We start from the raw sequence: 26,041 nt of genomic DNA, 5'->3' as shown, positions 1-26,041 counted from the left end.
CGGGGCGTGCAACGCCCCGGACGGGCTGACGTGGCACTTCTCACGCCGCCCCCGGGCGTGGCGGGGCCGGCTCAGACGGCGCGTTCGCGGCCCTCCCAGTAGGGGTCGCGCAGCCGTCGCTTGTAGAGCTTGCCGTTCGGGTCGCGGGGCATCGTCTCGATGAAGTCGACGGACTTGGGGCGCTTGTAGCCGGCCAGCCGCCGTTCGCAGTGGTGCAGGATCTCGGCGGCGAGCGCGTCGCCGGCCTCGAAGCCCTCGGCGGGCTCGATGACGGCCTTGACCTCCTCGCCCCAGGACTCGTGCGGGATGCCGAAGGCCGCCGCGTCCGCGACCGCCGGATGGGTGAGCAGGGCGGACTCGATCTCGGCCGGGTAGATGTTCACCCCGCCGGAGATGATCATGTCGATCTTGCGGTCGCGGAGGAAGAGGTAGCCCTCCTCGTCGAGCAGGCCGAGGTCGCCCACGGTGAAGAAGTCGCCGATGCGGTTCTTCTTCGTCTTGCCCTCGTCCTTGTGGTAGCTGAAACCGCCGGTGTTCATCTTGATGTAGACGGTGCCGAGTTCACCCGGGGGCAGCCGGTTGCCGTCGTCGTCGAAGACCGCGAGTTCGCTGATCGGCCAGGCCCGCCCGACGGTTCCCGGCTTCTTCAGCCAGTCCTCGGCGGTGGCGAAGGCGCCGCCCCCCTCGCTGGCCGCGTAGTACTCCTCCACGCAGCGGCCCCACCAGTCGATCATCGCCCGTTTGACGTGGTCGGGGCAGGGGGCGGCGCCGTGGATGGCGTGCCGCATGGAGGAGACGTCGTAGGCGTCCTTCGTCTCCTGCGGGAGGGCGAGCAGGCGGTGGAACTGGGTGGGGACCATGTGGGTGTGGGTGCAGGCGTGGCGGTCGATCAGGCGCAGCATCTCCTCGGGGCTCCACTTGTCCATCAGCACCAGCGGGTGCCCGATGTGCAGGGACGCGCCCGCGAACTGGAGCACGGCGGTGTGGTAGAGCGGCGAGCAGACGAGGTGGACGTTGCCGTCGAAGGGGCGGATGCCGAAGATGCCGAGGAAGCCGCCGAGGTAGGTCTCCTCGGGGAGTTTGCCGGGCAGCGGACGGCGGATGCCGCGCGGGCGGCCGGTGGTCCCGGAGGTGTAGTTCATGACCCAGCCGAGGGTGCGGTCCCCGGGAGGGTCCGCGGGCTGCCCGTCCAGGAGTTCGGCGTACGGGCGGAAGCCCGGGACGGCTCCGACGGCGTAGCGGTGCCCGGCGGGCAGGGCGGCCTCGTCGGCGGCGGCGGTGGCCGCGTCGGCGAACCGCTCGTGGGCGATGAGGACCTTGGCGCCGGAGTCGGAGACGATCCAGGCGATCTCGGGGCCCACGAGGTGGTGGTTGACCGGGACGAGGTAGAGGCCGGCCTGGGAGGCGGCGAGGTAGGCGGTCAGGAACTCGACGCCGTTGGGCAGGACGACGGCGAAGGCGTCCCCTCGGTCGAGTCCGGCGGCGCGCAGACCGTGGACGAGGCGGTTGACGTCGGCGTGCAGCCGTCCGGCGGACCATTCCTCGCCCTCGGGGGTGACGAGGACGGTCCGGCCGGGGTCGGCGGCCGCCTGGGCCCAGAATCCGTTGGGGGGCTGGTCACTCATGCTGGTCACACCTCTCAGGCCCGGCCGGCGATGCGGTTGACGCGGTCGATGGCACGCTCGAAGCCGCTGGTGAGTTCGTCGAAGACGGCCCGGACGCTGCGTTCGCTGTTCATCCGGCCGACGATCTGGCCGACGGGGGTGCCGAGCAGCGGCTGGACCTCGTACTTCTGGATCCGGGAAACGGCCTCGGCGACGAGGAGGCCCTGGAGGGGCATGGGGAGCGCGCCGGGTCCGTCGGGGTCGTCCCAGGCGTCGGTCCACTCGGTGCGCAGCTGGCGCGCGGGCTTCCCGGTGAGGGCGCGGGAGCGGACGGTGTCACCGGAGCCGGCCGCCAGGAGCTTCTCGGTGAGGGCGCGGGAGTGCAGGTCGGCCTCGGTGGTGGTGAGCCAGAGGGAGCCGAGCCAGACGCCCTGGGCGCCGAGCGCGATTCCGGCGGCGATCTGTTCGCCGCTGCCGATGCCGCCGGCGGCGAGGACCGGGAGGGGGGCGACGGCCTCGACGATCTCGGGGACCAGGACCATGGTGGCGATGTCCCCGGTGTGGCCGCCGGCCTCGTAGCCCTGGGCGACGACGACGTCGATGCCGGCCTCGGCGTGGCGGCGGGCGTGCTTGGCGCTGCCGGCGAGGGCGGCGACGAGGACGCCGTGGTCGTGGGCGCGCGCGATGACGTCGGCGGGCGGGGAACCGAGGGCGTTCGCGAGGAGTTTGACGGGGTAGTCGAACGCCACGTCCAGCTGATCGCGGGCGACCCGCTCCATCCAGCCGGTGATGCGCCAGCCGGAGGCCTCGCCCTCGGCCAGTTCGGGTACGTGGTGCTTGGCGAGGGTGTCGCGGACGAAGGCCCGGTGCCCCGGCGGGATCATCGCCTCGATCTCGGCCTCGCCGATTCCGTCGACGGCCTTCTTGGCGGGCATGACCACGTCGAGCCCGTACGGCTTGCCGTCGGTGTGCTCCTGCATCCAGTCGAGATCGCGCCTGAGGTCGTCGGGAGCCGTGTAGCGGACGGCTCCGAGGACGCCGAAGCCGCCCGCGCGGGTGATGGCCGCGGCGACCGCCGGGAAGGGCGTGAAGCCGAAGATGGCGTGCTCGACTCCCAGTTTCTTGCTCAGCTCCGTCTCCATGGCGGTGAGGATGCCGCAGGGCGGCGGCCGAGGGAAGAGATTTTCTGATGCTGTGTCAGATTCTTTGACGGCCGGTCGGTGCGGAGGGTGCGCGGTGGGCGGGCAGATAGCCAGTAGCGTGCGCGGGCAGGAACAGGAGGGCCGGACATGGGCGGTTCGGGTACGGGATCAGGGGCGGCCGGCGGCGGTGGCGGGCTCAGCCGCAGACGGCTGGGGGCGCGGCTGCTCGCGCTGGGCGGGGTGCTCGTCCTGCACGCCGCGCTGCCCGGGCCGGGCGCGGCGGCGGCGGGCGGCGGCGGCGCGGCCGAGCGGCGGGCCCTCCAGGGCCTGCGGCTGCGCTACGGCTCCGCCCGGCAGGCGGGGTTGCTGGAACGCCATCTGGAGGGCGTCGCCGAGGAGGCCCGGCGCTTCCTGGGGCCCTCCCCCGAACACCCCTACTACGCCGGGGCGGTGGTCCTCGCGGGGCGCGGCCGCACCATCGCCCTGCACCGGGCGATGGGCGACGCGGTCCGCTACGCCGACTACGACGGCCGTACCGACCGGCCGCGCGAGTTCCCCGCCGCCGAGCGGATCGCCATGACCGAGGACACCGTCTTCGACCTGGCCTCGCTGAGCAAGCTGTTCACCTCCCTGCTGGCCGTGCAGCAGATGGAGCGGGGCCGCCTGGAGCTGGAGGCGCCCGTCGACCGCTACCTCCCGGAGTTCACCGGCGGCGGCAAGGAGGCCGTCACCGTCCGCCAGCTGCTCACCCACACCTCGGGGCTGCGCTCGTGGGCGCCGTTCTACCAGGAGCCCACCCGTGCAGGGCAGTTGCGCCTGCTGTGGTCGGTGCGCCCGCAGGACACCCCGGGGACGGTGTACCGCTACTCCGACCTGAACCTGATCACGCTCCAGCTGCTCCTGGAGCGGATCACCGGCCGCACCCTGGACGTCCTGCTCCGCGAGGAGATCACCGGCCCGCTCGGCATGCACCGCACCCGCTACAACCCGCCCGCGTCCTGGCGCCGGGTGACCGCCGCGACCGAGGTGCAGCGGCCGCCCTGGTCGGGGCTGGACCGGGGCCTGGTGTGGGGCGAGGTCCACGACGAGAACGCGTACGCGCTCGGCGGGGTCGCCGGCCACGCGGGCGTCTTCGGCACCGCCTGGGACCTGGCGGTCCTCTCCCGCACCCTGCTCGACGGCGGGGCATACGCGGGCAAGCGCATCCTGCGCCCCGCCTCCGTCGAACTGCTCTTCACCGATTTCAACACCGCCTTCCCGGGCGACGACCACGGCCTCGGCTTCGAGCTCTACCAGCACTGGTACATGGGCGCCATGGCCACCCCGCACTCCGCCGGGCACACCGGCTTCACCGGCACCTCGCTCGTCCTCGACCCCTCCACCGACTCCTTCCTGGTCCTGCTCGGCAACTCCGTGCACCCCGTGCGCACCTGGCGGGCCGGCAGCGCGCCCCGGGTGGCCACGGGGAACCGCTTCGCCCGGGCGGTGCCCGTCCGTACCCGGCACGGCGGGCCGGCCTGGTACTCGGGGATGGAGACCGCGGGCTCGGGCACCCTCACCCTGCCGCCCCTCACCCCGGGCACCGCCGGCGCGCGGCTGCGCTGCGCCGTGTGGTGGGACACCGTGCCCGGGGCGGGCGCCTTCCATCTGGAGGCCTCGGCCGACGGGCTGGTGTGGGAGCCGCTGCCCTTCACCACCGTCCGCAGCACCGGTGGCTCCCCGGAGTCCTGGCCGGCGGGCAGCGCGGGCGGCTGGTCGGGCCGCGTCTGGCACCGGCTGGAGGCCCCGCTCCCCGCCGGGGCGGGACAGGAGGTCCGGCTCCGCTTCCGCCACGCCGCGACCGGCCGTTACGTGGGCCGCGGCGTGTACGTGGACGTCCTGCGGGTCGCCGAACCGGGCCGGCTGCTCTTCAGCGAGGACCGGCCGGCGGACGCGGGCCGGGTGGAGGCGGTGGGCTGGACCCGCTCGACGGACTGACCGTCAGCCCTGGACCAGGCAGAACGGGTGGCCCGCCGGGTCGGCGAAGACACGGAAGTCGCGGGTGGCCGGGCCCTGTTCCAACAGGACGGCGCCGCGTTCGAGGACCTGCGCCTGGCCGCGGTCGAGGTCCGGGACGGCGAGGTCGAGGTGGAACTGCTGGGGCCGCTCGGGATCGGGCCAGGCGGGCGGGCGGTGGCCGACGGCCAGCTGGAAGCAGAGCACCTGCCCGTGCGGGGTGTGCAGCGTGGCCCACTCCCGGTCCGGCGTCCAGCGCCGGTCCGGGCGGTTGACCTCCCCGCCCAGCAGACCCGCGTAGAACTCGGCGAGCCGCAGCGGCTCCGGACAGTCCAGCACCACGCACTGCAGTTCTGCGATCATGCGACGAGCCTAGGCTGCCGACGCGCCGGCCGCCCGGTTCACCCGCGCGGAGCAGCAGGAATGAAGGCCGTGCCCGGGGGCGTTGACGCTCGTTGTCGAGGCTGTTGACCGTGTGACACGAAGGCAGGGAGACGTTGTGACCGACATCGACTGGGACCACCCCAAGGACCCCAAGCCGGGCACCTGGCAGCTGGACCACGTGAAGCTGTACGTGGGCTCGAACGGCGCCGAGGGCCAGCACTGGAACGGCACCCAGACCCTCCTGCTGACCACCGTCGGCCGGGTCTCCGGAGAGGCCGTGCGCACCCCGCTCATCTACGGCGAGGACGACGGCCGCTACCTCGTCGTCGCCTCCAAGGGCGGGGCCGACGAGGAGCCCCTGTGGTACCGGAACCTGAAGGCCGACCCCCGGGTCCGCGTCCAGGTCGGTCCGAAGGTCCTCCAGGGCACCGCGCGCACCGCCACCTCCGAGGAGCGGGCCGCCTTCTGGCCGGTGATGACCGGGCACTGGCCCGCGTACGACGAGTACCAGGCCAAGACCGACCGCGAGATCCCGATCGTGGTCATCGAGCCCTCCTGACGCGGGTACGGGCGCTCAGCCGACGCGGGTACGGGCCCTCAGCGGCCCAGCACCGCCATCGCCGCGTTGTGCCCGGGAATGCCGCTGACGCCGCCGCCCCGCACCGCCCCCGCACCGCACAGCAGGACGTTGCGGTGGGCGGTCTCCACCCCCCAGCGGCCCGTACCGCCCCCCTCCGGGGGGGCGTAGGGCCAGGACAGGTCCCGGTGGAAGATGTGGCCCCCGGGCAGCCGCAGTTCGCGTTCCAGGTCCAGCGGGGTCTTCGCCTCGATGCAGGGGCGGCCGTCGGCGTCGAAGGCCAGGCAGTCGGTGAGCGGCTCGGCCAGGTGCGCGTCGAGCTGGGCCAGGGTGGCCGTCAGCAGTACCTCGCGGGCCTGGTGGTTGTCCTTCTCGAAGAGCCGGGCCGGAGTGTGCAGGCCGAAGAGGGTCAGCGTCTGGCAGCCCCGCGCGGCGAGGTCCGGCCCGAGGATCGAGGGGTCGGTCAGCGAGTGGCAGTAGATCTCCGAGGGCGGTACGGAGGGCAGTTCCCCGGCCGCCGCCTCCGCGTGGGCGCGGCGCAGCTCCTCGTAGCCCTCGGCGATGTGGAAGGTGCCGCCGAAGGCCTCGCGGGGGTCCACGGAGGCGTCCCGCAGCCGGGGCAGCCGGCTCAGCAGCATGTTCACCTTGAACTGGGCCCCCTCGGGGGCCGGCCGCGCCGGGTCCGGCTCCTCGGCGAGGAGTGCGGACAGGGCCTGCGGGGAGGCGTTGACCAGCACGTCGCGTCCGACGACGGTGCCCTCGCCCGCCGCCGTACGGAAGGTCACCTCGGCCGGGGCGGTCCCGTCGGTGCGGATGCGCAGCGCCTCGTGGCCGGTGGCGATCTCCGCTCCGGCGGCCCGGGCGGCTTCGGCGAGGGCGTCGGTGAGCGCGCCCATGCCGCCGACGGGGACGTCCCAGTCGCCGGTGCCGCCGCCGATGACGTGGTAGAGGAAGCAGCGGTTCTGGACCAGCGAGGGGTCGTGCGCGTCGGCGAAGGTGCCGATCAGGGCGTCGGTGAGGACGACCCCGCGGACGAGGTCGTCGGCGAAGCGCGCCTCCAGGGTCCGGCCGAGGGGCTCTTCGAACAGGGTCCGCCAGGCCGTCTCGTCGTCGACCCGGGCGCGCAGCGCCTCGCGCGTGGGCAGCGGCTCGGTCAGCGTGGGGAAGATCCGCTCGGCGGCCCGGCCCGTCATCGCGTAGAACTCCCGCCAGTTCTCGTAGGCCCGGTCGGAGCCGGTGAGCCGGGCGAAGGACGCGCGGGTGCGCTCCTCGCCGCCGCCGACGAGCAGTCCGCCGGGAGTTCCGCCGCGGGTGTGGGGCGTGTACGAGGACACCGTGCGCCGGCGGACCCGGAACCGCAGCCCCAGGTCCCGGACGATCTTCGCGGGGAGCAGGGAGACGAGGTAGGAGTAGCGCGACAGGCGGGCGTCGACGCCGGCGAAGGGGCGGGTGGAGACGGCGGCCCCGCCGGTGTGCCCGAGCCGCTCCAGGACAAGGACCGAGCGGCCCGCCCGCGCCAGGTAGGCGGCGGCGACCAGGCCGTTGTGGCCGCCCCCCACGATCACGGCGTCGTACACCTCGTGCGCGAATCCCCGGGCGACCCTCGTGGCTGTCATGGCTCTTGGTAGCACACCTGGCCGAGCCGCTCCAGACAGTGTGCCTCGTCGGCGTGGGCCAGCGCGGTGTCCGGATGTTCGTCGCCCAGGGACCGCTCGCGGATGCCGGAGAGGTCCCGGTAGATGGGCAGTGCCTCGTCCCAGCGGCCCAGCCGGCCCAGGCCCACGGCGAGTTCGCGCCGGCTGACCAGGGTGTCGGGGTGCTCGGCGCCCAGCGCCTTGGCGCGGGCGGCGCCCACGGCGCGGGCTTCGGCCACGGCCTCCTCCCAGCGGTCCAGTCGGCCCAGGTTGACGCCGAGGACGTGCCGGGCGCGCAGGGTTTCCGGGTCGGCGGCGCCGTAGGCGCGGGTGCGGTCGCGGACCAGGGCGGCGAACAGGTCGAGGGCCTCGGCGGCGCGGCCCGTGCGGCCGAGGGCGATACCGGTCTCGTAGCGGGCGGCGAGGGCGTCGGGGTGGTCCCGGCCGAGCACGCGCTCCCGTACGGCGGCGACGTGCCGGAAGCCGGTGAGGGCCTCCTCCCAGCGGCCGAGCCGGCCCAGGGCGTACGCGGCCTCGTACCGGGTCAGGAGCGTGTCGGGGTGTTCGGCGCCGAGCACGGCGGCGCGCTCGGCGGCCACGTCGGCGGCGGCCGCGTGGGCCTCGGCGTGCCGGCCGAGGGCGCCGAGCGCGCAGGCCAGGTTGTGCCGGCAGCGCAGGGTGTCGGGGTGGCGCGGGCCCGTGGTGCGGATCCGGGCGGCGAGCACCGCGGCGTAGATCTCGTGCGCCTCGCCGTGGCGGCCGAGCCGCCCGAGTTCGTACGCCTCCTCCTGGCGGGCCGCGAGGGTGTCCGGGTGGTCGGGGCCCAGCACCCGGGCCCGCCCCTGCGCCACCGCCGCGTACACGGCCAGGGCCTCCTCGGGACGGCCGGCCCGGCTGAGGTGGAACGCGCGGGTGTGCCCGGCGTCGAGGGCGTCGGCGCGCCCGGGGCCGGTCCCGGGGGTGTGGGCGAGACCGTACGCGGCGGTGAGCCGGGGGTCCTCGGCGGGCGCGGGCCGCAGGATCCGCTGCTCACCGGAGCCGGGGCCGGGGCCGGAGCCGGAGCCGGGGCCGGGCAGCCGCGCCGGGCCCGGGCCGATGGCGGGCAGCGGGGCCGCCGGGCCGGGGCCGGAGGTCCCGCCCGGGGCCGTCACCGGGCGGGCCGCGGTCCAGGAGCCGGTGAGCACCGCCCACTCCCCGCTGGCCGGCCGGGCCTCGATCCCGGCCTTGCGCCCCGCGGTCATGCCCTGGGCCCACCCGGGCAGCGGCGCGGGGGCGACGGGCGGGCCGCCCGCGCCGAACCGGGCCTCGACCAGCCGCCGGTGGAGGTGGCGGGCGTCTCCCGGCCGGTCCTCGGGGCGCTTGGCAAGGAGTTCCAGGACGAGCCGCTCGAAGTGGGCGGGCAGCTCGGGGCGGTGCTCGCGCAGCGGCACGGGCACGGAGTCGCGGTGCCCGACCAGCACCGACCAGGAGTCACCGAGGTCGAACGGCGGCGCTCCGGTGGCGATCTCGTAGAGGACGCAGCCGAGCGAGTACAGATCGCTGAGGTGATCGACCTCACCGCCCGCGATCTGCTCGGGCGACATGTAGTGCGGAGTGCCCATCGCCATGCCGCCGCCGGTGAGCTTGGCGGTGAAACCGATGTCGTGGGCAAGGCGCGCGATGCCGAAGTCGCAGATCTTCACCGTGCCGTCGGTGAGCCGCATGATGTTGGCGGGCTTGAGGTCGCGGTGGACCACGCCCTGGTCGTGGGTGTAGCCGAGGGCGGCGGCCATCTGCTCGGCGATGTCGAGGACCACGTCCACCGGCAGCGGGCGGGAGTCGTTGTCCTCCATCAGCTGGCTGAGGTTGCGGCCCTCCAGGAGTTCCATGACTAGGTAGAGGGGACCGCCGGCCGCGCTGTCGTCGCCGAAGTCGTGGACGACGGTGACGCCCCGGTGCTGGAGCGAGGCCGCGACCCGCGCCTCGCGCCGGAAGCGCTCGCGCAGCACCTGGGTGAAGTGGGCGTCCTGCTCGGGCCCGATGGGCTTGAGGCACTTGACCGCGACCTGCCGGCCGAGCGACTCGTCGCGGGCGCGCCACACCTCGCCCATGCCGCCGCGCCCGATCAGATCGAGTGACCGGTACCGGCCCTGGATCAGTCTGGACTCCGCCATGTCTTAAAGCCGCCCCCGTCGTCGTGCCGCGCCCTCCCAGGCCGGTCCAGTATGGCCGCTGATGTTCGCAGTGTGTACGCGGAGGGGCGGCTCCCTGCGCCCAGTCGGCGCATCGCTTTCAAGATGTGACCTGGAGGCAGCTGCCAGCGTAGACCTGCGGGAATGCTGCGCAGCAGGCGACCCGTGAGGCGCAGGCGCCGGGTGACGACGGGCGGGGCCGGTGCGGTGCGCCCGTAGAGCGCGTGCGCCCAGCCGGGGAGCGCGTCGTAGGCGAGTCCGGCGAGGGGTGCCCACAGCAGGTTTCGGCCAGGGACGAGGAGCCGGGGTACGGGCGGGGCCCGCAGGAAGGCGTCGACGGCGTGGGCGTCGGCCCCGGCGGCGAGGCGGGGGCGGACCTCCGCGAAGTACGCGGCGAGCGCGGCGGCGGAGTCGGGCACCCCGGCCGGATCGAGGCCGACGAGGCGGGCGCCGACCCGGTTCTCGTCCACGTAGCGGTCGGCCTGGGCGGGGGTGAGGGGGACGCCGGAGCGCCGCAGGACGTGCAGGAAGCTGTCGATCTGCGCGCAGTGCACCCACAAGAGGAGTTCGGGGTCGTCCACGGCGAAGCGCTCCCCCGTGTCCGGGTCGGTGGCGGAGAGCCGGCGGTGCAGGGCCCGGACCCGGGCGCCGGCCCGCTCGGCCGCCTCGGTGGTGCCGTAGGTGAGGGTGCCGACGAAGTCGGCGGTGCGCAGCAGCCGTCCCCAGGCGTCGCGCTCGAAGTCGGAGTTCTCCATGACCCCGCGCACGGCGCGCGGGTGCAGGGCCTGGAGGTACAGCGCGCGGACCCCGGCGATCCACATGATCGGGTCGCCGTGGCACTGCCAGGTGACGGACGCGGGCCCGTACAGCCCCGGGTCCGCTCCCCCGTACGAAGCTGCGCTCATGGCCGGCCTCCCGGCGGGGAGCCTACCCGGGCGGGGACCGGCCCATCCGCCCTTCACGATATGGGCAGATTCCATGGTCAATTATGGTTTCCGGCGGGAAATTCCAGTCCATAGCCCGACAGTTGGGAATTTTCCAAGGGAGCAATGGGATCATGCAGGATCACTCAAGGCAGTGCCCGGGGGAATGCCTCAGCCGTTCGGTGAGCCGGTCCGCGCCCCGGCCGGCGACGACGAGGACGGTGCGCGCTGCGGCGCGCGGTGAGGCGGTCGGACTCATGAGGGCTTCCTGGGATCTGGTGCGGCCGGTGTGTGTGTGTGGGGGGGGGGAACCCGCCTGCGGCCCAAGCGGGTTGGGGCCGCGCGAGGGGGTAAGGGGGGCGTCGGCTCCCGCACCTGCATCCTGTCCCACGGCCGGGCCCGTTTTCCGGCTCGGCGGCCGCTCGGCGGCTTCATGACCTCGCGTTTCACGGGTGCGCAGCGGTGGCGGACGCGGGCACGCGAAAGGGCCCCGCGGCTGCCGGTGCGGGGCCCTTCGAGGTACTGGGGGGAGGTGGTCGCGTCAGCCCTTGAGGCGGGCCATCCACGCCTCGACCTCGTCCGACCGGCGCGGCAGCGCGGCGGACAGGTTCTCGTTGCCGTCCTCGGTGACGAGCAGGTCGTCCTCGATCCGGACGCCGATGCCCCGGTACTCCTCGGGCACGGTCAGGTCGTCGGCCTGGAAGTACAGACCCGGTTCGACGGTGAGCACGACGCCGGCCTCCAACGTGCCGTCCACGTACGCCTCGGCCCGCGCGCGGTCGCAGTCGTGGACGTCGAGGCCGAGCATGTGGCCGGTGCCGTGCAGGGTCCAGCGGCGTTGCAGGCCCAGCTCCAGGACGCGCTCGACGGGGCCCTCCAGCAGGCCCCACTCGACGAGCTTCCCGGCGAGCACGCGCTGCGCGGCATCGTGGAAGTCACGGAACACGGCGCCCGGCTTCACCGCGGCGATGCCGGCTTCCTGGGCCTCGTACACGGCGTCGTAGATCGTGCGCTGGAGCGGGGTGAAGGTGCCGGAGACGGGCAGGGTGCGGGTGACGTCGGCGGTGTAGAGGGTGCGGGTCTCCACACCGGCGTCGAGCAGCAGCAGGTCGCCCGGCCGGACTTCGCCGTCGTTGCGGACCCAGTGCAGGGTGGTGGCGTGGGCGCCGGCGGCGGCGATCGTGCCGTAGCCGACGTCGTTGCCCTCGACGCGGGCGCGCAGGAAGAAGGTGCCCTCGATGTAGCGCTCCGAGGTGGCCTCGGCCCGGTCCAGGACGCGTACGACGTCCTCGAAGCCGCGGGCGGTGGCCGCGCAGGCGTGGCGCAGCTCGGCGATCTCGAAGTCGTCCTTGACGCGGCGCGCCTCGGAGAGGAACACGCGCAGTTCCTCGTCGGCCTCGGCCGTGACCTTGTCCCGCAGCGCCTCTTCGATCCCGGCGTCGTGGCCGCGCAGTACGCGGACGGGGCCGGTGGCCTCCTCCAGGGCGGCGGCCAGGGTGCGGACGTCCCGCGCGGGCAGCCCGAGGAGCCGCTCGTTCTCGGCGAGGCTGTTGCGGCGGCCGTCCCACAGCTCCCCTCGGGGGGTGAGCCAGAACTCGCCGTTCTCCCGGTCGGACCGGGGCAGCAGGTGGAGGGTGGCCCGGTGGCCGCCCTCCGCGCCGGGTTCCAGGACCAGGACGCCGTCCTCGGTCTGGTCGCCGGTCAGGTGGACGTACTCGGAGGAGGGGCGGAAGGGGTAGTGCGTGTCGTTGGCGCGGACCTTCAGGTTTCCCGCGGGAACCACGAGGCGTTCGCCGGGGAAGCGGGCGGAGAGCGCCGCTCTGCGGCGGGCGGTGTGGGCGGCCTGCGGAAGGGGACGTATGTCGTGCCGCTCGGTGTCGGCCCAGCCCCGCTTCATGTTCTCGGCGAGCTCGTCGCTCAGCCGTCGGCGCGGCCCGGGCCGCTCCTTGCCGGACGGGGCTTCGGCCGGAGCCCCGGCCGAGGTCTCGGCCGGGCCCTGGGACGAGCCCTCGGTGGGGTTCCCGGCCGGGCTCCCGGTCGAGCTCTCGGACGACCGTGCGGTCACGACTGCCTCCTGGATCGCTTCTGTTCACATCCGGTCTGTTCACATCCGGAAAACTCCTCCTGGGCCGGAGGGAGCCGTCCGCCATCGTGGCACGGACCCCGCCGGGGCGGCCGGGAATTGATCTCGCGGCGGTTTTCCGGCCCCCGCAAGGGCCCTAACGGGGCGATAGTGCGTCAACTTGCGTCCGAGACCCGATGCCCGAGCTGGCCGGGCTGGGGCGCTCCCCCGGCCCCGCGTTAGTGTTCAGGCGTGAATCTTCATGTCGTCATAGGGTTCGGTCCCGCGGGGGCGGCCACCGCCCGGCTGCTCGCCGAGCGGGGCCACACCGTCAAGGTCGTCACCAGGAACGGACGCCCCGCGGAGCCGGGCATCGAGCACGTCGCGCTGGACGCCTCGGACGCCGCCCGGCTGACCGAGGCCGTCCGGGGCGCGACCGCCCTCCACCACTGCGCCGCACCGCCCTACCACCGCTGGGTCCAGGAGCTGCCCGGGCTGGCCTCTTCGGTCTGCGCGGCCGCCGAGGCCACCGGAGCCGTCCTGGTCCTGCTCGGCAACCTGTACGGCTACGGTCCCGTCGAGGGCCCCCTGACCGAGGGGCTGCCGCTCGCCGCGACCGGTCCCAAGGGCCGGGTCCGCGCCGCCGTCTGGGAGCAGGCCCGACGGCTGCACGAGGAGGGGCGGCTGCGGGCGGTGGAGGTGCGCGCCTCGGACTTCTTCGGCCCCGGCGTCACCGACGGCGGGCACCTCGCCGCCCGGGTCATGCCCCGGCTGCTGCACGGCAAGTCCGTCTCCGCCCTCGGGGATCCGGACGCCCCGCACAGCTGGAGCTACCTGCCCGACGTGGCCGCGGCCCTGGCCGAAGTGGCGGGCGAGGAACGGGCCTGGGGCCGCGCCTGGCACGTCCCGACCGGGCCCGCCCGGTCGGTGCGCGCGATGGTCGACGCCCTGGCCGCCGAAGCGGGCACGGCGCCGGTCGCCGTACGCGGGCTGCCTCCGGCGGTGCTGGGTCTGGCCTCGCTGTTCTCCCCGCTGATGCGCGAGCTGAAGGAGATCCGCTACCAGTTCGACCGGCCCTTCACGCTCGACTCCCGTGCCTACGAAGCCGCGTTCGCGCTCCGCGCCACCCCCCTCGACGCACAGGTCAAGGCGACGGTGGAGTGGTGGCGCGCGCGCCCGGGCGACGGCGGGTGACCACGGTGACCGAGAAGGACCGCACGAGGGATCCGGCGACCGCGCGGCGCGATGACGTCGCGATCGTGGGCATGGCCTGCCGGTTCCCGGGCGCACGGGACGTGAACGGCTACTGGCGGCTCCTGACGGACCCGGTTCCGCAGTTCGCCCCCATTCCCGACTCCCGGTGGCGCGCCGCGAACTTCCTGTCCGACAGCCTGCGCGACACGGCGGCGACCTACACCGACACCATGGCGCTGCTGCCCGACGTCGGGCACTTCGACGCGGCGCACTACGGCATCCCGCCGCGCCGGGCCCGGTCGATGGATCCGCAGCACCGGCTGCTGGTGGACCTCGCCCGGGAGGCCGTCCAGGACGCGGGCTGGGAGGCGGAGGGCTTCGACCGCGAGGAGACCTCGGTGATCACCTCGCTCACCGAAAGCGGCTACCGCGGGCTGAGCACCCTGCAGGTCCGGATGCGCCAGCTGGCCGGAGGCGAGTTCGGGGCCCGGCCGGCCGACCCCCGGTGGGCGGACACCGTCCGCGCGGTCGACGGCATGCACGGCACGTCCGTCGCCGGACTCCTGCTCAACATGGGCCCCAACACCATCAGTTCCGTCTTCGACCTGCACGGCGAGAGCTACGCGCTGGACGCGGCGTGCTCGGGCGGCCTGATGGCCGTGGCCAACGCCGTCTTCGCGCTGCGCGCGGGCCGCACCCGCATCGCGCTCGCGGGCGGCGCCCAGCTGGTCCTCACCCCGGACCTGCTGGTGGGGCTGAGCCGGATCGGCGCCGTCTCGCGCAGCGGCCGGTGCCTGCCCTTCGGGGCGCAGGCGGACGGATTCGTCCTGGGCGAGGGGGCCGGCGTGCTGGTGCTGCGCCCGCTGTCCGACGCGCTCGCGGCGGGCGACCGCGTCTACGCGGTGATACGCGGCGTGGGAACGGCCAACGACGGGACCGTACAGGGCGGTATGCACCCGCAGGCCGCGGGTCAGCTGCGCGCGCTGCGCCGGGCGTACCGCGACGCCGGCCTGGCGCCGGACGCGGTGGACTACCTGGAGGCGCACGGCACCGGGACGCGGGTCGGCGACCCGGTGGAGGTGGGCGTCCTGCGCGAACTGCGCGGCGAGGACGGCGCGCCCGCCTATCTGGGCGCCGTGAAGGCCGTGGTGGGGCACGCGCTGAACGCCGCGGGGATAGCCGGGCTCGTCAAGTCCGTGCTGGCCGTGCACCGGGGCGTCATACCTCCGCAGCCGGACTTCGAGCGGGCCGAGCCCGCCGGGCTCGCCGCCGCGCGGCTGACGATCCCCACCGCGCCGGTCCCCTGGCCGGACTCGGGACGGCCGCGCCGGGCCGGGGTCAGCGCCTTCGGCTTCGGCGGCACCGGCGTCCACCTGGTGGTCGAACAGGGCCCCGCGCTCGCCGCTCCGGCACCGGCACCGGACGGGGAAGCGCAGCTGCTGGTGCTGAGCGCCCGCGACCGGGCCGGACTCGCCCGCCACGCGCGGGAGCTGGCCGACACCATCGCCCTCGACGGGCTGCCGGTGGCCGCAGTGGCGGCCACCCTGGCCCGCCGCACCCCCCTCGCCCAGCGGCTCGCCGTGGTGGCGCGGGACACCGACGAGGCCGTCGCCCGGCTGACCGCCGCGGCCGGCGCCGTGACGGCCGGCCGCACCGGGGAGGTCGGGCCCGGGCAGGCGGTGGGCGCCGCCGACGCGGGCCGGGCCGCCGAAGTTCCCGTGGTCCCCGTACCGGCGGCCGGATCGCTGCCGCCCGGGGAGCGGGAGACCGCCCTGGCCGCCCTCGCGGTGCGCGCGGTGACCGGCCCGGGCCTGCGTCCGCTGATGGAGCGGACCCCTCCGTACACGCTGCCGCCCAGTCCGCTGGCCCCCCGCCACCACTGGGTGGTCGACGAGTCGGCCCGCGACGCCGGGGACGGGGCGGGGCCGGGGCCGGGGCCGGGGCCGGAACAAGCGGCGCGGGCGGAGCCCCCGGAGCCCTCGGTGGCGCGGAACGCCGGTCCGGACGTCGCCCCGGTGGCCGATCCGGCCGCCGCCTACGACGCCTCGGCCGCTTCCGTCGTCTTCGAAGCGGTCTCGCGCACCGGTGTCTTCCCGCTGTCCGACCTGAACGCGCGGATGACCCTGGTCGCCGACCTCGGCTTCGACTCCCTGATGCTCCAGGAGCTGGACGTGGTCATCGGCCGGCGGGTGAGCGGGTTCTCCACCGAGGAGGTGTTCAGCCCCGGCCTGACCATCGAGCAGCTCATCGCCCTGGTCGGAGCCCACATGACCGGCCCGCCGGAACCGGGCGGCCCACTGCCCCGGCCGCGCCGGGAGGAGTGGGACCCCGCCTCGGCCTCCGTGGAGGAGTTCCCGGAGGTCGGGCAGTTCGAGGAGCGGCTCGGCGCGATCGTCGCCAGCGGCGCGGACTTCCCGTACTTCCGCGTCCACCAGGGCACCATCCGCGACACGACGGTGATCGGCGACCGCGGGTACCTGTCCTTCGGCAGCTACAACTACCTCGGGCTCTCCGGGCATCCGGCGGTGACCGAGGCCGCCCACCGGGCGCTGGACCGGTACGGGACCTCGGTCTCCGCGAGCCGGGTGCTCTCCGGCGAACGGGAGCTGACCGTACGGCTGGAGCGGGCCCTCGCCGGGTTCCTCGGCGTGGCGGACTGCCTGACGCTGGTGAGCGGCCACGCCACGAACGTCACCGCCATCGGGCACGTCGTCGGCGCCGGGGACCTGGTGCTGCACGACGCGCTCGCGCACGACAGCATCCTCCAGGGCTGCGCCCTGTCCGGGGCGGCGCGGCGCCCGTTCGCGCACAACGACACGGACCGGCTGGAGCACCTCCTGCGGGTCAACCGGCCGCGGTTCCGCCGGGTGCTGATCGTCGTCGAGGGCGCGTACAGCATGGACGGCGACCTCGTGGACCTGCCCGCCGTGATCGAGCTGAAGAAGCGTTACGGTGCGCTGCTGATGATCGACGAGGCGCACAGCATCGGCACCGTGGGCGAACGCGGCCGCGGCGTCGGCGAGTTCTTCGGCGTGGACCGCTCCGGGGTGGACCTGTGGATGGGCACCCTGTCCAAGGCGTTCGCCAGTTGCGGCGGCTACCTGGGCGGTTCGGCCCGCATGGTGCGGTGGCTGCGCCACACGCTGCCCGGCTTCGTCTACAGCGTCGGCCTGACCCCCGCCAACGCGGCGGCGGCGCTGGCCGCGACCGAGCTGATCCTCGGCGAGCCGGAACGGGTGCGTACGCTGCGGCGCAACGCGGAGCTCTTCCTCTCGCTGGCCGCCTCGGCCGGTCTGGCCACGGGCTCCAGCGCCGGCACGCCGATCGTGCCCTGTGTCCTGGGCGACTCGGCGAAGACCCTGCGCGTCGCGGACCGGCTCTTCGCGCGCGGTGTCGTCGCCGATCCGATCTTCCACCCGGCGGTGGAGGAGGGCCTGTCGCGGCTGCGGTTCTTCCTCACCAGCGAGCACCGCGAGGAGGACGTACGGCGCGCGGTGTCGGTCCTGGCCGAGGAGGTGGCGGCCGCCGGCGGGGCCGGAGGATAAGGAACCCACGTCAGAACAGGGTCCGTTCGATCCGGCTGAGCGTGTCGGTCCTGCCGGGCGCCGCGCCGTCCGGTTCCGTACCGGGCCCTTCGGCGGCGGCGCTGCCGAGCCGCTGGGACAGGAGGTAGGCGATGACCTCCGCCTCCTGTTCCTGCACGTCGTCGTAGGTCGCGCGCAGGAGCATGTCGCGCACCAGATCGGGGTCGAGATTGGGGAAGAGGAAGCGGGCGCTCGCCTCGTCCAGCCAGCCCGCTCCCCGGTGGCAGCAGATGATGTGGCCCAGCTCGTGCAAGATGATGTGCTCCTGATGCGCGCTGGTGGTGTTGGCGTCGTAGAAGATCAGGTCCTCGTCGCGCGCCGCCACCCACATGCCGCAGGGCTGCGAGGCGGGCATCTGCATCGGGACCAGCGTGATGGGCCGCTCGCGGACCTCGCCGAGGTAGCGGCAGAGTTCGGCGACGTCGGCCCCCTCCGGCAGGTCCAGCGCGGCGAGCCGCCGTACGCCGTCCTTGCGGAGCTTCTTCAGCTGGTTGCGCCGGTCCTGGTCGGCGGAGCGTCCCTTCCCGGCGAACCTCACTCGGGTTCCGCGGTATCGGTGACCGGCGGGAGGCCCTGGAGCTGCCGGTACTGGTCCATGATCGCGGTGATGGCCTGGAGGTTCTCCTTCTTCATCCCGGCCGCGCGCATGGCCACGGAGCGGACCCCGGCCTGTCGCAGCGCCTCGATGGCGGCGACCTCGCTCAGCACGGACTCGGCGACCTTGTCGTCGAAGAAGTAGGCGACCGAGACGCCGAAGAAGCGCGCCAGGGCGGCCAGCAGGTCCGGTGACGGGTTGGAGCGCTTGCCCGTCCGCAACTGCGACAGGTAGACGCCGCCGGCCTTGAGTTCGGGGTTGACCCGTTTCAGTTCCTCCGCCACTTCGGCGTTGGTCCAGTGCTTGCCCTTGGGACGAACCGTCTTGAAAAGGTTGTCCAGACGCACTGCCAGTACGGGCCGGTCGTCAGGCTCGGACACTGCGAATCTCCCTTCCTCCACCTCCTCGGCATTGCCCTCAGCTATTTCACAGTTTTGCAGATTAGCCGTCAGTTGACAATCTGCTGAGATTCCGCCACCGTGGACCTCGCCGATAGCTGCCAGTTAACTTCGCTTACGGGGGTAGCCGAGTTGACTGCCGGTCACATCGGTCCGGTCCGGGCCGGCCTTCGGGGGATGAAGGCCGGGCCGGGCGGCGCACTCGCCACGGGGGATGTACAGGCGGGTGTACGGGGGATGCACGGGGGGTGCACGAAAAACCCGCCCGGCCTGACGGGGGCAGGCCGGGCGGGAGTTCAACTGGCTTTTCCGAGCTTGCGGTAGACGGACGCGACCTTGGTGAGCCAGGCCACCTCCGCCGTGAAGTTGTCCGGGTCCCGGTCGTCGAAGTCCCCGGCGTCCTTGTTGTGGTCGGGGATCGTGCCCGCCCTCTTCGCGTCCAGCGCCTGCCTGATCTGCGCCGCTTCGGCGAACGCCTGCCGGTACTCCTCGCCCGCCCCGGCATCCGTGGCCCCACCGCCGTGTGGGGCGGTGCGGTCGATGTAGGGACGCAGGTCCCGCCACCCGTCGCGTATCTCGATGACCCGCCGGTGCAGCCGGTAGTTCAGGTCGGAGACCGAGGCGGAACCCGGCGGCTCCAGGACGATGTCCGGGGAGGACTCGTACAGGTCCCGCCAGAGCGGGTACAGCGCCCGGTACGAGCGGTAGCTCCGCGCCCAGTCCGTGAGCCGGCCGACCGGGCCCTCCCAGGCGGAGATGGTCAGGCTGAGCGAGAGCGTGACGATGCCCGCCGCGCTGAAGACCGAGGCGGCGACCGTCCAGGCGCCGATGTCGATCCCGGCGGCGGCGGTCAGGATGTTCACCGTCCGGCAGGTGCAGTAGAGGAACAGCACCACCGCGGCGACGGAGAGCATCCGCAGCGCCTGCCGCAGCGAAGCCTTGTCCGTCATCCGGGCGTAGGGGCCGCACTGGCGGAAGATGGTGACGCACGGAACCGCCTGGGACACGATGAAGACCAGGAGGTAGAGCAGGACCAGCGGCTGACCGCTGCCCGTGTTGAAGTCCGTCGCGGGCCGGCCGGGGCCGTCCGCGACGAGGAACAGCGCGATCAGCAGCGCGCAGACGACGATCCCGGTGATCAGCCAGTAGCGGGCCTGGCGCACCGTCTTCTCGGTGGCGGTGGCCCAGCGCAGCAGGATGATCTGGGCGCTCACGCAGAAGGCGACCGCCGCCACGTGCATCACCAGGATGGCGAGGTTGCCCACGCCCAGGAAGGTGTCGCCGCTCATCGCGACGGCCCCCATCGTGAAGGTGAGGCACTGGAGCAGCAGGGTGATCACGAGCGTGCGGTAGGCGCTGTCGCGCCAGCTGCGCCGGACCTGGCTGAGCCGGTAGAAGAGCGCGGCGTACGACGAGAGCGCCGCGATGACGAAGCAGAGGGTTCTGGTGGTGTTCACGGCCTGGTTCCCCGTCGGCGCCGCTCGCGCGGCGGACGGTTCTTAGTCGGTGTGGGTGGTGGGGGTCCGGTCCGGGGAGAGGGGGACGTCGAGCCCGATCCCCTCGGCCGTCACGGCGACGGCGAAGTCGAAGTGGGCGGACTCGTCGAGGACGCTGTCGTGGGTGCGGCTGAAGACCTGGAAGACCAGGAGTCCGATGAGCCCGCTCCACAGGACGATGCCGCGCTCGATGAGGTCCGGGAACGGGGCACCGGGCACGCCGCCGAAGAGTTCCACGGCCTCCGGCCGCAGCAGCGGCGGGCCGGACCGCGTCCGCCGGGGCGGGGTGAGCTCACCGGCCTCCAGTGCGGCCCGTACGATGCCGGCGAGCACCGCGGGGGTCCGCGAGGCGGGCGGGACGGTGTCCTGCGGGGCGTGGTAGCCGGGTACGGGCGAGCCGTAGATCAGCGTGAACTCGGCGGTGTGGGCGAAGGACCACGCCCGCAGCGCGCGCGTCACCGCGAGGAGGCGCGCGCCGGCCGTGGCTCCGGCCGCCAGGGCTTCCCCGTCGGCGCGCTCCATCGCGGCGGCCGAGTCGTCGTAGGCGTCGACGATCAGCGCGGTCAGCAGGTCGTCCCGGTGCGGGAAGACGGCCGCCACGTCGGCGGCGGCGAAGCCGCCCTCGGTGGCCACGGCTTGAGGGGACAGCCCGGCGGCACCCGACTTCACGAGCAGTTGGCGCGCGGCGGCCTTGACGGCCTCCCTGGTAGCGCTGGTTCCGGAAACATCCATGGCCAAACCGTACCCGTCCGCGACCACGCCCCCGGGGCCCCTCCCCCAACCCGTCCTGAACCCGCCGCGTTCCCTCACAGAACGCGCCGCGCGGGGAGGGAACCGACCCCTCGTCAGCGAAGGGGCGGGGCCCTCCTCAGCGGCGGACCCGGGGCATGCCGAGGCCGATCCAGGAGATGATCTCGCGCTGGATCTCGTTGTTGCCGCCGCCGAAGGTGAAGATCACCGCGCTGCGGTAGCCGCGTTCCAGTTCGCCGTGCAGGACCGCGCCCGCCGAGCCGTCCTTCAGGGAGCCGGCCGCGCCGACCACTTCCATGAGCCAGGCGTACGCGTCCCGGCGCGCCTCGGAGCCGTAGACCTTGACGGCGGAGGCGTCCTGCGGGGTGAGGGTGCCGGACTGGACGGCGTTCACCATCTGCCAGTTGAGCAGCTTCATCGCGTCGAGGCGGGTGTGGGTGCGGGCGAGGCGGCCGCGGACCCAGGACAGGTCGATGACGCGGCGGCCGTCGGCCAGCTTGGTCTCGGCGGCCCACCGCTGGACGTCGTGGAGGGCGCGGATGGCCATCGTGCCGTGGGCGGCCAAGGTGACGCGCTCGTGGTTGAGCTGGTTGGTGATCAGCCGCCAGCCCTTGTTCTCCTGCCCGACACGGCGGCTCGCGGGGACGCGGATGTCCTCGTAGTAGCTGGCGGTCGTGTCGTGCGAGGCGAGGGTGTTGATGAGGGTGCAGGAGTAGCCGGGGTCGGAGGTCTCCACCAGGAGCATGGTGATGCCCTTGTGCGCGGGGGCGTCCGGGTCGGTGCGGACGGCGAGCCAGACCCAGTCGGCGGTGTCGCCGTTGGTGGTCCAGATCTTCTGCCCGTTGACCACGTAGGTGCCGCTCTCCTCGTCGCCCTCGCGGACGGCCTTGCACTTGAGGGCGGCGAGGTCGGTGCCGGCGTCGGGCTCGCTGTAGCCGATGGCGAAGTCGATCTCCCCGGCGAGGATGCGCGGGAGGAAGTACGCCTTCTGCTCGTCCGTGCCGAACTGCATGAGGGTCGGACCGACGGTGTTCAGCGCCATCAGCGGCAACGGGACGACGGCCTGGGCGGCCTCGTCGAAGAAGATGAACTGGTCCATGGGCGACATCCCGCGGCCGCCGTACTCCTTCGGCCAGCCGACCCCCAGCCAGCCGTCGGCGCCGAGGCGGCGGATCGTCTCCCGGTAGAAGCGCTTCTGCGCGACCGGGTCCTCGTAGCGGGCGTAGACGTCCCGAGGCACGAGCTCGGCGAAGTAGGCGCGCAGTTCGGTGCGCAACCGCTGCTGCTCAGGCGTGTATTCGAGGTGCACGGCCCCTCCGGGAGTCTCGCGGTCCAGCCGGTCGCTGTGGTGGCGGCGGTCAGAGTAGAACCTGTTGCAAGAATCGGGAAGGGCCGCGGCGGGGCGGGCGGACCGGATCGTGGCCCGCCCGCCGAGCGGGAGCTCCGGTGCGCCCGCCGTCGCCGTCGGCGCGGTGCGTGGTGCTCAGTTCAGGGCGCTGAGCATGGCGGCGGCCGTGGCCGCCATCGCCGCGCGGGCGGCGGTCAGGTAGGGGCGGGGGTCGGCCGCGGTGAGGTGGGTGCGGATGGCCCCGGTCATGGCCACGTTGAGGGCGGTGCCGATGTTGACCTTGCGGATGCCGCCGGCGACGGCGGCCGCCAGCTCCTCGTCCGGGAGCCCGGAGGAGCCGTGCAGGACCAGCGGGACGTCCACCGTCTTGGCGAGCCGCGCCAGCAGCGCGTGGTCCAGGGCGGCGGTGCGGCTGGTCATCGCGTGGCTGCTGCCGATGGCCACGGCGAGGGCGTCCACCCCGGAGTCGGCGACGAACCGGCGCGCCTCGTCCGGGTCGGTACGGGCGCCCGGAGCGTGCGGATCCAGCGGGGCGGTGCCGTTCTTCCCACCGACCTCGCCCAGCTCGGCCTCGATCCAGAGGCCGTTGGCGTGCGCCCAGTCGGCGGCGGAACGGGTCGCCTCCAGGTTCTCGGCGTAGGGCAGGTGCGCGGCGTCGTACATCACGGAACCGAAACCGGCGTCCACGGCCTGCCGCAGCAGGTCGGCGCTCTTGACGTGGTCCAGGTGCAGTCCGACGGGCACCGCGGCGGCCTCGGCGCAGGCGGCGGCGGCCCGGGAGATGGGCAGCAGGGCGCCGCCGCGGAACTTCACGGCGTTCTCGCTGAGCTGGAGGATGACGGGCAGTCCGGTGCGCTCGGCGCCCTCGACCACGGCTTCGGCGTGCTCCAGCGTGATGATGTTGAAGGCGGCAATGGCGCGGCCGGCGGAGGCCGCCGCCGCGACGAGTTCCCCGGCGCGGGCGAGGCTCATCGGACCGCCCCCTCGCCGGTGGTGAGGATCACCGAGCGGGTGAGGTTGCGGGGCGCGTCCGGGTCCAGCTCGCGGTGGACGGCGACGGCGACGGCCAGCCGGTGGACGCGGACCAGCTCGGCGAGCGGGTCGAGCGTGCCGTCGACCCACCGCGCGCCGGTGCCGAGCACCTGTTCGGCGATCCCCTCGGGGGTCCCGCCCAGCGACCAGGTCACCGAGCCGGGGCCGGTGACGCTCACCGGTCCGTGCCGGTACTCCATGGCGGGGTAGGCCTCGGCCCAGGAGAGGGAGGCCTCGCGCATCTTCAGGGCGGCCTCGTTGGCCAGGCCGACGCTCCAGCCCCGGCCGAGGAAGGTGAACTGCCCCAGGCCCTCCAGCCCGGTGGGCAGCGGCTCGGCGAGGGCGGCGCGGGCGTCGGCGACCGCGGCCGGGGTGTGCGCGCCGACGTGGGCGCGCAGCAGGGTGAGGGCGGTGGTGGCGAACCGGGTCTGGACGACGGAGCGCTCGTCGGCGAAGTCCAGTACGACGAGCTCGTTGGCGAGGGTCGTCACCGGGGTGTCGGGGTCGCCGATGACGGCGGTGGTCGCGACCCCGGCCTCCCGCAGGCCGGCCAGCAGGTCGAGCACCTCGGTGGTGGTCCCGGAGCGGGTGAGGGCCACGACCCGGTCGTAGCGGCGGTGGTGGGGGAACTCCGAGGCGGGGAAGGCGTCGGTCTCGCCCTGTCCGGCCTCCTCGCGCAGGGCGGCGGCGGCCTGTGCCATGAAGTACGAGGTACCGCACCCGACGATCGCGGTACGCTCCCCCGGCCTCGGCAGCACCGCCCGGTGTACGGGGGCCAGTTCGGCGGCCCGTTCCCAGCTCTCGGGCTGCGTGGCCAACTCGTACGCGACGTGACTCATGCGGGCTCCCTGCGCGTTGGGTGCGTGTTCCTGCAAGGTAGCGGGCCGTTTCACGCAACTTCAAGCATCCACGGGGTGATCGGCTGGGTTAATCTCGACGGCGGGGCCGGGCAAGCGTCCCGGGAAGCACACGGGAGGGGCGCCATGACCCGCAAGGAACGCTGGCAACGGCTGCTGGACCTGCTCGTGGAGCGGGGCGGGGTGGAGGTGGAGCCGGCCGCCGAGGTCCTCGGTGTGTCCGCCGCGACCATCCGCCGCGACCTCGACCAGCTCGCCGAACAGCAGCTGCTGGTCCGCACGCGCGGCGGGGCCGTCCCGCACGGGGTCTCGTACGAACTCCCCCTGCGCTACCGCACCTCACGCCGTGCCGCGGAGAAGCGGCGGATCAGCGAGGCGGTGGCGGCGCTGATCGCCCCGGGCGAGGTCATCGGCCTGACCGGCGGCACCACGACGACCGAGGTGGCCCGCGCGCTCGCGGCCCGCGCGGACCTGGCCGTCGGCTCGCCCGCGCTGACCGTGGTGACCAACGCGCTGAACATCGCCGGTGAGCTGGTGATCCGGCCGCAGTTCAAGATCGTCCTGACGGGCGGGGTGGCCCGCCCCCAGTCCTACGAGCTGACCGGACCCCTGGCCCAGCAGGTCCTCGGGCAGCTCGCGATGGACACCGCCGTCCTCGGCGTGGACGCCTTCGACCCGGCCGACGGCGCGGCCACCCGGCACGAGGACGAGGCCGCGATGAACCGCCTCCTGTGCGAACGCGCCCGCCGGGTGGTCATCGCCGCCGACTCCAGCAAGCTCGGCGTCCGCGCCTTCGCCCGGATCTGCGCCACGTCCGAGGTCGACGTACTGGTGACGGACACGGCCTTCCCGGACGCGGACGCGGACGCCTTCCGCACGGCGGGCGTCGAGGTCCTCCGCGTCTGACGGCCCCCCGAGCCCTCGGGGCCGCGGGGCCTGCGGGGCCCGCAGGGCGCAGGGGCTGTGGGGGGCGCGGGGTTCACGGGCTCACCAGGGGGGCGTCGGGGCACGGTGTGCGGCGCAGGCGCGGGGGCGTCCAGGCGGCGGGGGCGATGGGGAGGGGCGGTGTGCGCTCTCGCGGATGCGGACGGTCGTCTCCCCCACCGCAGGCCCCGGCCACCGCCGTTGTGACCATGATCACGAACTGTGTGCATGCCACAACCTTCCGGCGGTCGTCCCGGTCAACCGGACGACCATGGACCGCCGTGCCGGGTGGAACCTTCGCGCCGGCGGCCCGCGCACCGACCCGAAGGACCCCATGAAGCTGCACCGCCTCCTGGCCACCACCGCCGTCATGGCCGCCGTCGGACCCGTGGCCCTGCTCGCCGCGCCGGCCGCCCACGCGAACGGGGTCACCCCTTCGCCGAGCACCTCTGTGGCGCCCTCCGCCCCGGTGGGCGTCACCCCGGCCCCGACCCCGAACCCGTCCCGGCCGGACACCGGCGCGGGCACGGCCGGCGGCTCGGACGGCTCCGCCAAGCCGGTCGCCTCGACGAAGCCGGTCACCTCCCCGTCGGGCACCGCCTCGGGCACCCCCTCGGCCACGCCGTCGCCCTCGTACTCCCGCCCCGCCTTCTGCTCCGGCATCCCCGACGAGGAGCGCGGCAAGACCTCGCTGCGCGGCCTGCCCGGCAAGATCGTGGCCGGCTCGGGCTGGCACGAGTTCACGTACCGCGTCTCGAACGTGTCGAAGACGACGGTGATGGAGACGGACGTCTCCATCTGGCTCGGCACCGCCGACCCGAAGCTGGACGACGTCGCGCAACTGGCCGTCACCGTCGAGTGGTTCAACCCGGGCAGCGGCCAGTGGAAGCCGATCGAGGGCGAGGGCGCGGGCGTCTTCGACAACGACGGGTTCGCCACGGCCAAGAAGCTGAAGCCCGGCGAGTACGCGGACGCGCGCATGCGCATCAAGATCGGCGACAAGGCCACGCCCGGTACCGGGTACTTCTTCACCATCGGCCACTCCTACGGGGACGACGGCCAGTGCGGTTTCGACGGCATCAGCCAGTTCGACTTCACCGTCCTGGCCCCCGGCACCAAGCCCGGCGGTGTCGACGACGCCAAGGGCAAGCCCGCCAAGCCCGGTACGCCGGGGCGGCCGGACCCCAAGGGTGACGGCGGGCACCAGCCCGCACCGCAGGGCGGCCGCGCCGAACTGCCGGTCAGCGGACACCTCGCCGAGACCGGCTCCTCCTCCACGCTCCCCGCCGTCGCCGCCGTCGGTGGCGCGGCCGTGGTCGCCGGAGCCGGCGCCGTCTTCCTGGTGCGCCGCCGCAGGGCCACCTCCTAAGC

The 26,041-nt window shown here is 73.9% G+C and carries 20 protein-coding genes; 6 read left to right on the top strand and 14 right to left on the bottom strand.

What is annotated here, in order from left to right; all coding sequences use genetic code 11:
• Positions 1 to 71: 71 nt before the first annotated feature.
• Both ACFYYT_RS01940 and ACFYYT_RS01935 read right to left on the bottom strand, forming a co-directional pair.
• Positions 72 to 1,625: an acyl-CoA synthetase gene (locus ACFYYT_RS01940; RefSeq protein WP_351831563.1), complete on the bottom strand. Its 1,554-nt coding sequence runs from the start codon at positions 1,623 to 1,625 to the stop codon at positions 72 to 74.
• 14 nt (positions 1,626 to 1,639) lie between these two features.
• A complete protein-coding gene (locus tag ACFYYT_RS01935) occupies positions 1,640 to 2,746 on the bottom strand; it encodes a nitronate monooxygenase family protein (RefSeq protein WP_351831561.1) in 1,107 nt (368 codons plus the stop codon).
• A 147-nt stretch (positions 2,747 to 2,893) separates the two neighbouring features.
• On the opposite strand from ACFYYT_RS01935, the gene ACFYYT_RS01930 reads away from it, so the two are divergent.
• Positions 2,894 to 4,723, top strand: coding sequence for a serine hydrolase (locus tag ACFYYT_RS01930; RefSeq protein ID WP_388606768.1), 1,830 nt, complete (start codon positions 2,894 to 2,896; stop codon positions 4,721 to 4,723).
• 3 nt (positions 4,724 to 4,726) lie between these two features.
• On the opposite strand, the gene ACFYYT_RS01925 is transcribed toward ACFYYT_RS01930, so the two are convergent.
• A complete protein-coding gene (locus ACFYYT_RS01925) occupies positions 4,727 to 5,104 on the bottom strand; it encodes a VOC family protein (RefSeq protein WP_351830333.1) in 378 nt (125 codons plus the stop codon).
• Positions 5,105 to 5,240: 136 nt separating this feature from the next.
• Here ACFYYT_RS01925 and ACFYYT_RS01920 point away from each other — a divergent pair, with 136 nt between their 5' ends.
• Positions 5,241 to 5,684, top strand: a complete 444-nt coding sequence (locus ACFYYT_RS01920; RefSeq protein WP_351830330.1) for a nitroreductase family deazaflavin-dependent oxidoreductase — start codon at positions 5,241 to 5,243, stop codon at positions 5,682 to 5,684.
• 38 nt (positions 5,685 to 5,722) lie between these two features.
• Here the strand turns inward: ACFYYT_RS01920 and ACFYYT_RS01915 are convergent, their stop codons facing one another.
• The 4 genes from ACFYYT_RS01915 to ACFYYT_RS01900 form a co-directional block, all read right to left on the bottom strand.
• Positions 5,723 to 7,318, bottom strand: a complete 1,596-nt coding sequence (locus ACFYYT_RS01915) for an NAD(P)/FAD-dependent oxidoreductase (RefSeq protein WP_351830327.1) — start codon at positions 7,316 to 7,318, stop codon at positions 5,723 to 5,725.
• A complete protein-coding gene (locus ACFYYT_RS01910) occupies positions 7,315 to 9,489 on the bottom strand; it encodes a tetratricopeptide repeat protein (protein ID WP_351830324.1) in 2,175 nt (724 codons plus the stop codon). Before ACFYYT_RS01910 ends, ACFYYT_RS01915 begins: the two co-directional genes overlap by 4 nt.
• Positions 9,471 to 10,412, bottom strand: coding sequence for an oxygenase MpaB family protein (locus tag ACFYYT_RS01905; RefSeq protein ID WP_351830321.1), 942 nt, complete (start codon positions 10,410 to 10,412; stop codon positions 9,471 to 9,473). The genes ACFYYT_RS01910 and ACFYYT_RS01905 overlap by 19 nt, the downstream gene beginning before the upstream one ends.
• Positions 10,413 to 10,971: 559 nt before the next feature.
• Complete coding sequence (locus tag ACFYYT_RS01900) at positions 10,972 to 12,495, bottom strand: aminopeptidase P family protein (RefSeq protein ID WP_351830320.1); 1,524 nt, start codon at positions 12,493 to 12,495, stop codon at positions 10,972 to 10,974.
• A gap of 249 nt (positions 12,496 to 12,744) precedes the next feature.
• Here ACFYYT_RS01900 and ACFYYT_RS01895 point away from each other — a divergent pair, with 249 nt between their 5' ends.
• Together ACFYYT_RS01895 and ACFYYT_RS01890 are read left to right on the top strand one after the other, a co-directional pair.
• Entirely contained in the window at positions 12,745 to 13,686 is a 942-nt protein-coding gene (locus ACFYYT_RS01895; RefSeq protein WP_351830317.1) for an NAD-dependent epimerase/dehydratase family protein, read from the top strand.
• A 71-nt stretch (positions 13,687 to 13,757) separates the two neighbouring features.
• Positions 13,758 to 17,231, top strand: a complete 3,474-nt coding sequence (locus ACFYYT_RS01890) for an aminotransferase class I/II-fold pyridoxal phosphate-dependent enzyme (protein WP_388606892.1) — start codon at positions 13,758 to 13,760, stop codon at positions 17,229 to 17,231.
• A gap of 10 nt (positions 17,232 to 17,241) precedes the next feature.
• On the opposite strand, the gene ACFYYT_RS01885 is transcribed toward ACFYYT_RS01890, so the two are convergent.
• From ACFYYT_RS01885 to ACFYYT_RS01855, 7 genes are all read right to left on the bottom strand, one after another.
• Positions 17,242 to 17,808: a toxin gene (locus ACFYYT_RS01885; RefSeq protein WP_351830313.1), complete on the bottom strand. Its 567-nt coding sequence runs from the start codon at positions 17,806 to 17,808 to the stop codon at positions 17,242 to 17,244.
• Positions 17,805 to 18,245, bottom strand: coding sequence for a helix-turn-helix transcriptional regulator (locus ACFYYT_RS01880; protein WP_362126076.1), 441 nt, complete (start codon positions 18,243 to 18,245; stop codon positions 17,805 to 17,807). Before ACFYYT_RS01880 ends, ACFYYT_RS01885 begins: the two co-directional genes overlap by 4 nt.
• Before the next feature lie 314 nt (positions 18,246 to 18,559).
• The gene (locus ACFYYT_RS01875; RefSeq protein WP_351824789.1) at positions 18,560 to 19,720 is read right to left on the bottom strand and encodes an MAB_1171c family putative transporter; all 1,161 of its coding nucleotides are present in this window, start codon (positions 19,718 to 19,720) and stop codon (positions 18,560 to 18,562) included.
• Positions 19,721 to 19,762: 42 nt separating this feature from the next.
• Complete coding sequence (locus ACFYYT_RS01870; protein WP_351824792.1) at positions 19,763 to 20,491, bottom strand: WHG domain-containing protein; 729 nt, start codon at positions 20,489 to 20,491, stop codon at positions 19,763 to 19,765.
• A gap of 136 nt (positions 20,492 to 20,627) precedes the next feature.
• Entirely contained in the window at positions 20,628 to 21,818 is a 1,191-nt protein-coding gene (locus ACFYYT_RS01865) for an acyl-CoA dehydrogenase family protein (RefSeq protein WP_351824795.1), read from the bottom strand.
• 174 nt (positions 21,819 to 21,992) lie between these two features.
• The gene (locus ACFYYT_RS01860; protein ID WP_351824798.1) at positions 21,993 to 22,829 is read right to left on the bottom strand and encodes a class II fructose-bisphosphate aldolase; all 837 of its coding nucleotides are present in this window, start codon (positions 22,827 to 22,829) and stop codon (positions 21,993 to 21,995) included.
• A complete protein-coding gene (locus ACFYYT_RS01855) occupies positions 22,826 to 23,728 on the bottom strand; it encodes an SIS domain-containing protein (protein ID WP_351824801.1) in 903 nt (300 codons plus the stop codon). Before ACFYYT_RS01855 ends, ACFYYT_RS01860 begins: the two co-directional genes overlap by 4 nt.
• A gap of 144 nt (positions 23,729 to 23,872) precedes the next feature.
• Between ACFYYT_RS01855 and ACFYYT_RS01850 the strand changes: the two genes are divergently transcribed.
• Together ACFYYT_RS01850 and ACFYYT_RS01845 are read left to right on the top strand one after the other, a co-directional pair.
• Positions 23,873 to 24,652 carry a DeoR/GlpR family DNA-binding transcription regulator gene (locus tag ACFYYT_RS01850; RefSeq protein WP_351824804.1) on the top strand — a complete coding sequence of 260 codons (780 nt, stop codon included), beginning with the start codon at positions 23,873 to 23,875 and terminating at the stop codon, positions 24,650 to 24,652.
• A gap of 352 nt (positions 24,653 to 25,004) precedes the next feature.
• Positions 25,005 to 26,039 carry an LAETG motif-containing sortase-dependent surface protein gene (locus ACFYYT_RS01845; RefSeq protein ID WP_351824807.1) on the top strand — a complete coding sequence of 345 codons (1,035 nt, stop codon included), beginning with the start codon at positions 25,005 to 25,007 and terminating at the stop codon, positions 26,037 to 26,039.
• The last annotated feature ends 2 nt before the right edge of the window (positions 26,040 to 26,041 follow it).

It is taken from the genome of Streptomyces sp. NPDC002032 (genome assembly GCF_042890765.1).
In the GTDB taxonomy this organism is placed as follows: Bacteria; Actinomycetota; Actinomycetes; order Streptomycetales; family Streptomycetaceae; genus Streptomyces.
Note: the sequence above shows the minus strand (reverse complement) of the source record. Positions and strands in the feature narration are given on the sequence as shown.